Genomic DNA, 12941 nt, shown 5'->3' on the forward strand with positions numbered 1-12941 from the left:
TCTGATATTATTGTTATTGAATATAACCTGCTCCGCAGAGCAGATTTAAAATATTTTTCATGCAATCATCTGCATAAATCAACAAAACCTGCAGGCTGCAACTGCAAATACAAATTTTGAAAAATTATTTTTAAACCGCTTTTCAGGATTATTATTTATTTTAGATATTGTAACCCAAAAACTATAATCCGAAAACCAAATAGATTTCCGTTTAAATAAGATCCTGGATCATATCATAATACCTAATACGGTTTTCACAAATATTGTATATGAAAATTTACCCCCCCCCCCGCCTATTAATAATTATAGTAGCTGTTTTTTGTACCATAACCCTGTTCTGCGCAATGATAAGGTTCCGTTATTTTTACCACGACGATGAAATGATTACCCTTCGTTATGTACATAATTTTTTAGATCATAAAGGACTAAGATGGAACATGGGTGAAAAAGTGGAAGGATATACCAACTTTCTTCACCTGGTATTATCTTCATTTGTAGTCTGGAGTACCGGCGACTATCTGCTTGCACCTAGGATTGTAAACTTTATTTTCTTTAGCCTCATGATATTTTTTGCCTGGTGCTTATTCATTAAAAGATTTTCAGGTACAAAAGCAAAGCGCATGCTTTTGCTGATGATGTTTTTATTGATTGCTGTCACCTATCCGGGAATGATCATCTGGATATATGGCGGTTTGGAAACAGTTACGTATGCTTCCATCTTGTTCATGGCTTTTTCTATCCTGCTTTATTTACCTGTTACAGTTAAGAACAGTATTTTTTCAGGGTTCCTATTTGCTGCCGCTGCAATGACGAGGCCTGATGGGGTGCTGCTTTTTGGGCTATGCGCAGTTTACCTGTTTATAATGAATATAAGCCTTAAAAACTGGAATTGTTTTTTTGTTTTCACCATAACATTTGCTGCACTTTTCGGCAGTTATTTTTTAAGCCGTTATTATTATTACGGGCAATTGCTTCCTAATACTTTTTATGCCAAAACAAATTTTACTTTAGAAAAACTGCATAAAGGCTGGTTATATGCAAGCCGGTTTGCTGCCTCTATTATATTGGTGATTGTAACAATTAGCCTTCTGTTGTGGAAAAACATTGCTGCCAAAACACTTAATGCCAAGGCAACATTGCTTTTATTATCAATAGTACTTTATGCAGGTTATATTATTATTTATGGCGGCGATCACATGCTGGGCTTCAGATTTTTAGTGCCCCTGATTCCGCTCATTGCATTGCTTTGTTCTGAGTTGGCAAGCAGGTTATCTATGCGCAGCATTGTAACAGCAACACTGCTTTTAGCAGTTAATGTAACCTTCATTTATATATATGATCAACAGGAATTCAGAAATGCAACAGTAACAGACCCCGCAGCATTTAATGGAGCGCTTGTTGGAAATTACCTGCAAACGATATTGCCGAAAGGTCAGCTCATTGCTACCAACTCGGCGGGCGCCATTCCTTTTTTTGATAGTAATCATACATTCATTGATATGCTTGGATTGTGCGACACAACTATTTCGCACCGTAAAAATATTCCGATGCTGGCACCGTGGCAACATGTTCCCGGGCATGAAAAAGGAAATGGAAATTATGTTTTAAGCCATCAGCCTGATATCATCATACTGGGCCCTGCCCAGGGTACTGATAATAAGCCATGGTTTCTTTCTGATGCGGAGATACTCAGTAACCCTTTGTTCCGTAAAGAATATAAAGAGCAGCAAGTTAATATACCCGTTAGCTCTCTTAAATTAAATTCTTTGGTAGTATTCCGGCAGAAACCTGTTGCAGATAGCCTGACTTTCATTTATTATAAGCACATTATAACTAAGAAAGAATAAGAGTTATTTCTTAGTTATAATGTTATCATCTTTTTAGCTGAATTATTGTTTGGTTTGAAGCACGCTGGGAGAGCGCCATCCGAAATTCAGATATATAGCTTCTACAGAAGTTCATGAGTTTACCTGTTTATTTTTTTAATAATACTTAAAGCACACAAGTAAAAGAGAATACCTTTATCAATCTGGATAATAGTTGAATAATGTATGTTGCTTTGCACTGCCGGCTACGCGGCATGAAAATTATTTCAAAATAAAAAGTTCAAATCTTTTGAAAAATGTTTCAGCAAATTAAAACCTATTATAAAACACTTGTTCCGGCTATTACAGATGAAAGCTGGAATGCCATGGAAGAATACCTGACTATTCAGCATTTGAAGAAGGGCGATTTTTTTATCAGGAAAGGAGAGATATGCCGCCATGTATGTTTTATAAATAAAGGGTTGATGCGTTTATTTTACCTTGAAGACGGTAAAGAAATATGCACCGCTTTTATAACTGAAAATGATTTTATAAGTGAATATGCAAGCTTCTTAACCCATACGCCGGCTGCGCAATACATGGAAGCTCTGGAAGACTGCGAACTGGTAAACCTTTCTTTTAGCAACATGCAGAACCTGTATAAACAATATCCTGTGTTTGAAATATTCGGAAGAAAGATTGCTGAATATCTTTACTTATTGCTTTCAAAGCATAACACCATGTTACGCGCCTATACACCCGAACAACGCTACCAGTTTCTGCTTGATGAAGAACCTGGATTAATACAGCGCGTTCCTCAATACATGATTGCTTCCTTTATCGGCATTACGCCTGAACATTTAAGCCGCATAAGAAATAAGCGCTGAGATCACGGACATAAAATGCTTGCCGTTGTATTTGAAATTTTTTCGTGGATTATTATTTATTGATAAATATCAACGAAAACAAGTTGCAGGTAAAAGAAATTTGTAGAACAAATTACAGCTATGCACACGGAACAAATATTTACTGCAGCAAATATGCTTGCAATGGCAGGATGGATCATTCTTATTTTTCTTCCTTTCTGGCAGGCTTCTGATAAGTTTATAATAAGTATCATCATAACGCTGATGGCGCTTGTTTATACCTGGCTCATGTTTACAACATTTAAACCTGCAGATATAGAAAGTTTCAGTTCACTAAGCGGTGTAAAGAAACTTTTTGAAAACGATAAACTGGTGGTTGCGGGCTGGGTTCACTACCTCGCTTTTGACCTGCTTGCAGGTATGTTTATTAAAAACAACGGCATTCGTTATAATATCAATCATTGGTTGCTGGCACCCTGCATGCTGCTTACATTTTTGTTTGGCCCTGCCGGGTTGCTGTTATTTCTCATCATAAGATTGATAAAGACAAAGCACTACTTCCCCGGGAACTTTTAGATCATCTTAAAAATATATAAAAATGAAAGCTTTTTTAGCAGAACTAAAAAGGCGCAATACCTTATTGTATTGGTATGGCGTACTTTCCTTCGTTGGAGCATTTGTATGCATATTAATGACACAATTGTCAGATACGATTGTACTGGGCATAAATGCATGGATAAAACCGGCCAAATTTTTTATTTCAGTTGCTTTATACTGCTGGACAATGGGCTGGATCATGCACTATTTAATAGCGCAACATAAGGTAAAAAAATTCTCAAAAATGGTGCTGCTTGTAATGACCTATGAACTTTTTGTAATTACCTGGCAGGCAGCCAATGGCAGGCTTTCGCATTTCAACACGACTACTATATTTTACAGGCTGTTGTTTATATTCATGGGCGTTGCCATTTCTGTATTAGCAGCATGGACAGGCTATATAGGCTACCTGTTTTTTAAACAGAAAAAATTTATGGTTCCAGATGCTTATATATGGAGCATACGTTTAGGGATAATATTGTTTGTAATATTTGGTTTTGAAGGCGGCGTAATGGGCGTGCATCTTGCGCACACCGTTGGTGCGCCCGATGGAGGAGAAGGCCTGCCTGGAATAAACTGGAGTCAACGCTACGGCGATTTACGCATAGCGCATTTTTTTGGTATGCATGCTTTGCAAATACTACCGTTGTTTGGTTTTTTTATCGCTAAAAGCGCACGCATCGTCCAGGTTTTTGCGGCTGTATATTTTCTTCTTACCACTTTACTTTTTATACAGGCCGCCATGGGTATTCCATTATTGTTCTGATGTACTCTTATAAAAGGAAGAAGAAAAGCAGGGATGTGATAAGAATAATGGTTGTATAAATTTTAATAAAAAAATGATGCAATAAAATTGCTTGCAATTTTATTGCATCATTAGTCTAAATTATTTTGCAACGTTCTGAAATTTCAGGTTGTCGTATGTAAAAAACTCTCATGAAATATACCCTTTTAATAAGTATTGTTTTATTGATAATAGTATTTTTTTCTTCTTGTGAAAAGGATAATGATTTAACCGGAGATTGTTTTTCAGATGTACCAACAGTAAGGCAAATAAAGAATCAGCCGGCAGTTGTAAAATCAGCAGGAGGAAGTTTTTATATAATAGAACAAGGCTCTATCGACAGTAAATTAAATCCTTGTAACTTAAAAGAAGATTTTCAGATTGATAATCTCCAGATAACAATTAGCGGAGATGTTAAGGCAACACTTCAAGGCGGGCCGGGACCTTGCTGTACAGAAGATTTTGTTATTACCAAAATTTCAAAATAACTATTGTTTGTTCTTTAAAAAGAGAGAGTTGCATTGATTGTTTTATAACATCACGCTTCCTTTCTTTTTTGAAAAACAATAAATATCAGCAGTATTAAAGCGATGGCAACAGCATAACTGAAACCTAATTGTTCCTGGTTTTGCGCCTGTATGGTTGAAGCAACGGTGTATGCCAGCAGTGAAGTAATAATGTAATTGCCGCCTGAAGTAACGCCCGCCGCAAGCCCGGCCATGTTTGGGAACATCGTAAGATTGCGCGTAAAATAATTGGTGAAATTAAACCCGCTCATAAGATGAATGATCCCGGCAAAGGCAATCAATGTATAAATATTGCTGCCAAAATAAGCTGCAGCAATCATTGATATCACCATTATTATTTGTGCAAGAATAGCAATGAACGTTTTCCTGAACAATGGTTTATGAAGATTGGCTTTGGCAAGAAAACCGCCGCACATCCATGCAAGGCCCAGCACAAGCGCCGCATAACCTGCAGCTACCGGGCTGTAACCCATACGATGTTCAAGAATGAAGGCACCGCTTAAACCATAAATCATTACTACGCCAAAGGATATGCCTGCCATGCCCATGCCCACGAGAAATGCCGGTGTGGTAAGCAGCACTTTATAAGAAGCAAGCACATTTTTTATTTTGAATTTTGAAAAATTATTCAGCGTTTCACCGGAGTAAAAAATTTCGCAGATAAATATCAGGCCGCTGTATATCCCGAGAAAATAAAAGTTGGCACGCCAGCTGAAGAAATGTTCCAGGTAGCCGCCTATGTAAGGTGCCACAATCGGCGCCATACTCCATACGATAGTAATAATGCTGATATAATATTTACGTTTTTCTCCTTCATACACATCCACAAAAAATGCTCTTTTTGCCACAGCAATAAACCCGATATTAATGCCTTGTATAACACGCAGCAAAATGATCGTATCTATATTATTGGATGTGGCAATGAAAAAGGAGCTCGCTGAAAATAATACAAGCGAGATCATGCTTAAAACATACCGGCCATACATATCCAGCAGGCTGCCAACAAAGAACTGCGAAACGCCATAGCTGATTAAAAACGACGATAAGGTTAATTGCACCTGTTGTTCGCTTACATGCAAACCGGTAGCCATGTGCGGCATCGAAGGCAAATAAATATCCGTTGCCAGGCCTGCCAGTGATACGAGGATGTAAGAGAGAACGGTTGCTTTGGGTTTATGATGATCTTTGAGATATTGAACTTTCTGCATAAATGTAATAAGAATGCGCTGCAATGGCTGCGTTGCAGGTAATGCAGCTTTGCAACGTAAAACAAAATAAAAGATATAGAAGTGTACAAAAGCATTGTGCTATTTCCCGGTTGTGCCTGCAAATAAAATATACGTGCATTAATGCGCGAACATTCACGCTGCCTTTACTTCCAAAGACGGCTGCATTAATTTCTTTTTTTCTTTCTTTTGTTTGGCAAGATTAATCAGCAATACGCTGGTTAATATTACCGCAAGACCCGTAAGCTGCAGCAGGCTTACATGTTCGCCTGCAAACAAAACGCCCAGCAATACGGCCACCACAGGGTTTACATAAGCATAAGTGCTTACCTGCGTAGCCGGCCTTACACCTAATAACCAAACATAAGCGCTGTATGCCGCCAGCGAGCCCATGGTTATAAGGTATAATACAGACAGCCATGCATCAGTGCTTACCTGTTGCCATTGAAAACCTTTCCATTCATTGGTAACAAAACTGAAAATAAAGAAGGCCACACCTGCAGCAATTAATTGCCACATTGTATTAACAGTTACACTGCCACTGCTTTTATATTTTGCATATAAAGAGCCGCCTGCCCAGCACATGGAACCAATTACCAAAAGGGCAAGGCCTGCCACCTGCAACATGCTGCCGGTGTTAGAGACTGCCGATGATACGCGTTCGCTAAAGAGTAACACCACACCTGTGAAGCCAACGATCAATCCAATAATGATGGCTTTGCTGCGAAGGTTTTCATGCCATTTGGGTTTATCAAGTAATACAAACCATATAGGCGCTGCAGAAACCAGTACGGCAACAAGGGAGCTTGCTAAGTTTTGTTCAGCCCATATAACGGCGCCGTTTCCAATAAATAACAGTAAAAAGCCGCTTACGGCTGCAATTTTAATTTGATGAAAATTCCAGAGTTTTTCTTTTTTGTAAATACACCAGGCCATTAGTAACAGGCCTGCTATCAAAAATCGAATGCCCCCGATAATAAACGGCGGAATATCGTGTACTGCTTTCTGTATAAAAAAATACGTGGAGCCCCATACCAGGTAAACCGTGATAAAGGCAATAATTACTAATAAAATCGGTGCTTCTTTTTTTACGGTTGCTTTCATAACAAATGCTTTCTTCGGTTAGTGAAATATAATTGCTCATAACAAATAATCCCGGCTGCTGCTATGTTTTATCTTTTTGAGGCAGCACAAGCTGGTGATCTTCCTTTACTGTTTCCAATACAATGGTTGTTTTTGTGGACAGGATATTCGGTATTTTCCGCAGGCTGTTCCGCATCAGTTTCATTAATCCTGCAGAATCGGCTGTGCGTACCTTAACGAGATAACAATCTTCGCCTGCCACGTGATGCACTTCCTGCACTTCGGGAATTTCTGCCAGTCTTTTTGCCGTATCTGCGGAACAGGTAAAGCCTTCCTGTGATTTAATAAAAATGAATGCCAGTAATTTTTGCTGTACCGCATCGGGGTTTATTACGGCATTGTATTGCGTGATCACTTTTTTCTGCTCCAGCTTTTTCACCCTCTCCAGTACAGCCGATGGGGCCATATTCACTTCACGGGCAAGGTCAGCATTGGAAATGCGGGCGTTACTCTGAATAAGGTTAAGTATTTTAATGTCGGTGTCGTCCAGTATTACATCCATCAGACTAATTTTCTGTAAAATTAAAAACATTCAGAATAAAATTCGATATATTTTTTTTATTAAGAATTATGTTCTGATTTTTTTGATATTAAAGATTGATGGAGCAGTATGCCTGCATGGCAGGCGGCACCCTGGTTTTTGGGGATAGCGTTTGTAATATTACAAATGGCACCCTAACTTTTTAGGATAGGGTTTGCACTTAAAATGACGGGGTGAATTGTCCCAACGACAATTGTTTTGTATAAGATTAATTGGCTGATTTTAAATAGTGATTTTTTGCATGTGATCGTATTATATTACATAAATTAGCGTGTTGGTGGCTATACAATTGACACCTCAATAAATTTAAACACTTCGTAAAATGCCATGGGACTATTCCATCTATCCAGACCTCACAGAAAATCAAGAGTCATGCTTTAAACTTTCCGGGGAAACTTTGTATATGATACAAATGGCAGAAAATGCAATCAAAATCTGTAGCATTTTCGTATTTCACAAGGACGACGAATTTATTTATGAAAACCTATTTTCCTATGAAGAAAAAGTTAGAAACAAAACATTAGGACAGCTATTACATGGCGTGAGAGCTAAAACAGAAATTCATACAGATTTTGACAATATTTTGATTAAGTTTTTAAAAGACAGAAATTTCTTTGCCCATTCATTATTTAATGACCCAAACTACAGTCTTTCGTCAGACGACAATTGTGCTAAAGTCAAAGACTTTTTATTAGAGTTACAAGATTACGCATGGAATGTTCAAAATGTTTTTCTGGGCAGTTTAATTACTTGGGCTAAAGAAACCGGCGTTTATGAACACTTGCCCGAAAGCCTAAAGACAAACAAACATTTACAGCAGGTAGAACAAAAAGGATTTTCACGTCTATTTGAAAAAAATGATACCATATCTGTTGAATTCAGAAAACACAAACCGTAAAAATAGAAGTACAGCCACCAACAAAAGGTTTGCCGCAAGGCTGGCGGACGTAATAACAATCGGCAGTTGTACTACTATCAACTAATATCGGGCTTGACTGAATTCTATTTGGCTTTTAGTGGTTAACTTCAACATCAGTTTTTCAATAGGGCTTCAGTTGCCGGGCAGATAGTTATAAAATACCAGCCCTGCGGCAAGCCTTAAACGTTGCCTGCTATTTAATTGACCCTCTACACTATGACAGTTGATTTTATTGGACATGGATTTGGTGCAGACCCAAATAGAACAGTTGCTAATTATTTAAGAAGTTCATTTGGTGACCCTAACTATGACATCTTTCAGGGGTTCATTGCCTATGCATCATTGTCAGGAATCCGCATTTTTATAGAAAAAATAAAAGAAAGGAAAGACTGTTTTAGGGAGATTGTCTTTTATATCGGAATTGATGACAATGGCACTTCAGAACAAGCGTTAAGGCAACTATTAGAATTAGAAATACCAACATTTATCTACCATAATCCTATAAAAATACCAAGAGCAATCTTTCATCCTAAAATTTATGTTTTTAAAGGTGATAAAGCACATCGAATTATTATTGGCTCATCAAACGTAACAAAGCCCGGACTATTAACAAACGTAGAATCATCAGTTTTGATAGAATTTATCGGAAATGATTCAGCGGGGATAAAAATTTTAAACCAAATCGAAGAACACTTTAAAGATTTGATTCAAAAATCTCATAATAATCTTGCGAAACTCACTAAGGAGAATTTGGATAAATGGATTTCAGAAGGACTTTTGTATGACGAGGAAAAACTATTCGCAGGCGAGGACTTTATTCCTCCAGAAGCCCCCAAAAATGATAACGAAGAAAATTTCTTTAAGCCTATACCATTAGAAGAAATCAGCATTGACGAACTAGAAGATATTGAAACCGAAACGGACGTCAGGATTCGTAATCGGAGGATTGTAATAACTGAAAGGTATTTAGCTAATTGGCATATAGGATTTGAGAAGTTTAAAAACTATCTAAAAGAAAATAATACTCCTTTAGTTCCTAGGGATTACGAAGACAGGAGTTTTTATCATTGGTATATAAAGCAAAAAGTTCTTTATAAAACCAATTTAATTCCAACAGAGCATTTTGAATTACTTGAAGAGGCTGGCTTTTATTTTGATGATAGCAATAAATTAAGACACAGAATAACATGGGAAATAAATTTCGAAAAACTAAAAGCATACCATAAAGAAACAGGTCTTTCTTATGTGGAAGACAAAATGGACAATACTGATGAATTAACATTTCTTGCAAGGTGGTGCACAAGACAACGACTGTACAAAAGAGGAATACGCAGAACACTTGAACCATACCAAATAGAAAAGCTTGATAGTATAAATTTTCCTTGGGAATTGCCTAATAATACTTTATCGAATGCAAGAAAAGATGATGTGACTTGGCTAAATAACTTGGCGAGATATTCGGAATTCAAGAAGAAATACAGAAGGGAGCCATTGAAAAATGGTGAAGTCGCAGAAGAGTCATTTTTAGGAACTTGGTGTAATAGTCAAAGTACAAATTACAAAAGGAAAGTGCTGTCAATGACAGCCGAAAGAATCGCTCTTTTGGAAGGTGAAGGTTTTATCTGGGATAGAGAGCAACATAAATTTGAACTTAGTGTAGAGCGTCTTTTATATTACTTTAAAGAAAAAGGAAATTTTGATGTTCCGTTGAATTATGTTGGAGACCCTAAATTAGGAGGCTTTGTCTATAGAGTAAGAACAAGAGGAACAACACCTGAGCGTAAACAAAGATTAGAGATATTAGGCATGACCGGAGTAAAATTAGTCGGTGAGAGGAAAAAAAGTGGGAAAAAGAAAAGCTATATCACTAGAGAATGGATGATTAACTATGAGAAACTAAAATCTTTGAAGGAAGCAGGAATTGATGTTAATAAAATAGACCGAAATTATATTGATAAAGAAATAGGCAATTGGCTTTATAACCAAAGAAGAAGATTTAAAAAAGAAGAATATTTGGAGCAAGCTAATCTTCTGAAAGGACTTGGAATTATTTTTCTATCTGAAGACAGATATGAAATTGAATGGAATGTATATTACGAGATGCTTGCAGAACACAAAGCAAGAAAAGGGCATTGCTTTGTTAAAAAGTCTTATGACGAGGACTTGCATGACTTTGTAGTTAGACAACGACTTGCTTGGAGACAAAAATGGAAATCGCTTACTCCTGAAAGAATTGAAAAGCTTGAAAAATTAGATTTTCAGTGGATAGTAAATTCATCCCCTGGGACAAAACAGCAGGCAACAATGCATCCTATGTACCAATGTCATTGAGGAGACTACGAAGTAATATGTATTAATTTATTTTCTTTTGAAAGAGAAAGATTGAATGAAGTGTAATCTGTAATCAACCTTCCCCCTTCCCAGCTCAGCGAAGTGTTCGGGTGTCTCGGCGAAGTTTGCAACTTCGCCGCATTTATATTAAAGTTTGTAACTTTTCTTCCGTGTAAAACTTATATCAAAAGAAAACCTCCGCCACCGCTGGTGTTCTTCACCAACGGCTTCTACTATTATTTAGTGAATTCAACTTTTAATCCTTTTTTCCTTTTTTATTTTCTGTAATTTGAAAACTTATATTTTGCTTTTGCCGGTAAGCTACCGGTTCATTATTCTGGATGGCCGGTTGCCAGGCAGGGGCATTTGAAATAATGTTGAAGGCTTCTGCCGCGCAGGCTGTGCAATGGCCGGGGTCTGAATCAATTTTTACATCTGTTATTGAACCATCAGGGCTGACAACAAAAGCCACCGTAACTGTATATAAACCCGGCGGCATTCCGGACTTGCTCACGGCACGGGCGTCCAGTTTTTTCTCAAGGTATTTATTCCAGGAGCCTTTAAATTTTGCTTCCTGTTCCACTACAAAACCTGCAATTTCTTTCCCGTTCTCATCCCAGCCCTTCTGCTGCGGCACCCCGCCTGAATTATAAGCAATAAACGATTTTTTCTTTCCATCTTTATAATAATAAGTTTTATCCGTTATCAGCCCGTTTACATAATTGCAGGTGGTATTTAAAGTGCCATCTTCCAGGTAATTATCAAATTTCCCAACCGGTTTAAGCAGGTCATCATCTGCAAAATCCCCTTCCGACTGCAGTTTATTATTGCTGCTGAAGTACGTAACCACATGCCACAGGTTGTTATGTTTTGTTTTAACGCTGTAAATAAAAGCGCTGTCTTTTGTTGTAAGCTTTCCGCTCTTGCTTGTATAAATTACAGACGAGTCGGTTTGAGCTGAACAAATAAACGGGAATGCCAACGCAACAATTAAGGATTTATGTTTCATGAAAAAAATTTAGCCATTAAAATTACTGCCAGTTACTCACCCACACAAAATAAGGCCGGTAAGTATCTGCATTTTTAATTAAGCCCTGCGCAGTTTGTGAATTGGAACAATAACCCACGAGCAACCTGCCGTTATCAATAAACTGCGGGTGTGCTTTTGCGTTGTACGTCCATACATTAAAATTGCCGATTTTTTGCGGCGTGGTATAAACAAGCCTTTTTCCTGTAAACGGACCAACAGGGCTGGCTGCATCCCACAGGTAAATATCGGGCCCGAGCAGGTTTTCCTGCGACAAAAGATATTGTTTACCCTGGTATTCAAAGAAGGAAAACCCTTCGGATACGCCACCCTGAACGCGTACACTTTGACTGGCATTTTTTACCCATGCCGTGCCATTCCAGTATTTAATATTGAAGGGATTTGATTTTGGAAACCGTGCCACATGAATAAACTTATTGTATTTCGTGCTTTCGGCGCCATATAAATAAACAAAGCCGTCGCTGCTCTCATAAGCATCGCCGGCCCAGTTTACCAGCGTGTCTTTTGAAAAAGGTACAATTTGTTGTATGGATAAAGAGGGATAATTTAAAATGGCTACATCTACGCCCGTTACTTTAAAGTCGAATGCGCCACTGCCGAAAGCAACTATTTTATCAAGAAATATATAGAGTTTGGTTTTATTGGGATTCATAATTGTATAAACAGGCCAGTAGAAGCTATCGCCTTTAGCCTCAAAAAAAGGTTTTGGGTTTTCTTTTGTGCCGCCATAATAGGTTTTAAAATTTCCGCCATCGGCATCCATTGTTGTAACCTGGTTATGAATAAATCCAACAACAGGGCGGTGCCTGTCGGCATAAACCGTATCAAGAAAAGAATCTCCCCATAACCAAAGTGAACGGCCATCAGGCAATTTGTAAGATATGGCGCCGTCGCCGCCCGTCCATCCATTACCATATCTTGTAAAAACACTATCCCAGTAAACAGCTTCAACTGCATCGGCGGCCTTTGCTTCAGCGATGTCGGAACCGGTTACGGCACTTGTTTTTATTTCTTTTTTACAGGAAAAGAGTAAGGCACTCAGAAGCAGCAAGGTTATATTTCTCATGTGTGGTTATTTAGTAGCGAATCAAATATAAGAAGCAAAAGGAATAATGTATGCTGATTGATGTAAGTAATATATCTTATTGGTTGCG

General features: G+C 37.9%; 12 protein-coding genes. 7 read left to right on the forward strand and 5 right to left on the reverse strand.

Annotated elements, in window-relative coordinates; genetic code table 11:
* Positions 1-344 precede the first annotated feature (344 nt).
* From ACTHN6_RS13620 to ACTHN6_RS13640, 5 genes are all read left to right on the forward strand, one after another.
* Entirely contained in the window at positions 345-1847 is a 1503-nt protein-coding gene (locus ACTHN6_RS13620) for a hypothetical protein (RefSeq protein ID WP_440436319.1), read from the forward strand.
* Between the two features lie 275 nt (positions 1848-2122).
* On the forward strand, positions 2123-2692 hold the full coding sequence (locus ACTHN6_RS13625) for a Crp/Fnr family transcriptional regulator (protein WP_440436320.1): 570 nt from the start codon (positions 2123-2125) through the stop codon (positions 2690-2692).
* Positions 2693-2812: 120 nt separating this feature from the next.
* Positions 2813-3247 carry an ABA4-like family protein gene (locus ACTHN6_RS13630; RefSeq protein ID WP_440436321.1) on the forward strand — a complete coding sequence of 145 codons (435 nt, stop codon included), beginning with the start codon at positions 2813-2815 and terminating at the stop codon, positions 3245-3247.
* Positions 3248-3269: 22 nt separating this feature from the next.
* Positions 3270-4034, forward strand: coding sequence for a hypothetical protein (locus ACTHN6_RS13635; RefSeq protein WP_440436322.1), 765 nt, complete (start codon positions 3270-3272; stop codon positions 4032-4034).
* Positions 4035-4204: 170 nt separating this feature from the next.
* Positions 4205-4540 carry a hypothetical protein gene (locus ACTHN6_RS13640; RefSeq protein ID WP_440436323.1) on the forward strand — a complete coding sequence of 112 codons (336 nt, stop codon included), beginning with the start codon at positions 4205-4207 and terminating at the stop codon, positions 4538-4540.
* A 50-nt stretch (positions 4541-4590) separates the two neighbouring features.
* Here ACTHN6_RS13640 and ACTHN6_RS13645 read toward each other — a convergent pair whose 3' ends face one another.
* The 3 genes from ACTHN6_RS13645 to ACTHN6_RS13655 form a co-directional block, all read right to left on the reverse strand.
* Entirely contained in the window at positions 4591-5787 is a 1197-nt protein-coding gene (locus ACTHN6_RS13645; protein WP_440436324.1) for an MFS transporter, read from the reverse strand.
* A gap of 153 nt (positions 5788-5940) precedes the next feature.
* Positions 5941-6909 (reverse strand): EamA family transporter, encoded by a 969-nt coding sequence (locus tag ACTHN6_RS13650; protein WP_440436325.1) that lies wholly within the window; start codon positions 6907-6909, stop codon positions 5941-5943.
* A gap of 61 nt (positions 6910-6970) precedes the next feature.
* The gene (locus ACTHN6_RS13655) at positions 6971-7450 is read right to left on the reverse strand and encodes an Lrp/AsnC family transcriptional regulator (protein WP_440436326.1); all 480 of its coding nucleotides are present in this window, start codon (positions 7448-7450) and stop codon (positions 6971-6973) included.
* A 361-nt stretch (positions 7451-7811) separates the two neighbouring features.
* Between ACTHN6_RS13655 and ACTHN6_RS13660 the strand changes: the two genes are divergently transcribed.
* Together ACTHN6_RS13660 and ACTHN6_RS13665 are read left to right on the forward strand one after the other, a co-directional pair.
* Positions 7812-8387 (forward strand): hypothetical protein, encoded by a 576-nt coding sequence (locus ACTHN6_RS13660; RefSeq protein WP_440436327.1) that lies wholly within the window; start codon positions 7812-7814, stop codon positions 8385-8387.
* 237 nt (positions 8388-8624) lie between these two features.
* Entirely contained in the window at positions 8625-10739 is a 2115-nt protein-coding gene (locus tag ACTHN6_RS13665; RefSeq protein WP_440436328.1) for a Helicase associated domain protein, read from the forward strand.
* A 256-nt stretch (positions 10740-10995) separates the two neighbouring features.
* Here the strand turns inward: ACTHN6_RS13665 and ACTHN6_RS13670 are convergent, their stop codons facing one another.
* Positions 10996-11748: an energy transducer TonB gene (locus tag ACTHN6_RS13670; protein ID WP_440436329.1), complete on the reverse strand. Its 753-nt coding sequence runs from the start codon at positions 11746-11748 to the stop codon at positions 10996-10998.
* Positions 11749-11770: 22 nt separating this feature from the next.
* The gene (locus ACTHN6_RS13675; RefSeq protein WP_440436330.1) at positions 11771-12853 is read right to left on the reverse strand and encodes a hypothetical protein; all 1083 of its coding nucleotides are present in this window, start codon (positions 12851-12853) and stop codon (positions 11771-11773) included.
* Positions 12854-12941: the final 88 nt, after the last annotated feature.

This window comes from Parafilimonas sp., assembly GCF_051953455.1.
Classification (GTDB): Bacteria; Bacteroidota; Bacteroidia; order Chitinophagales; family Chitinophagaceae; genus Parafilimonas.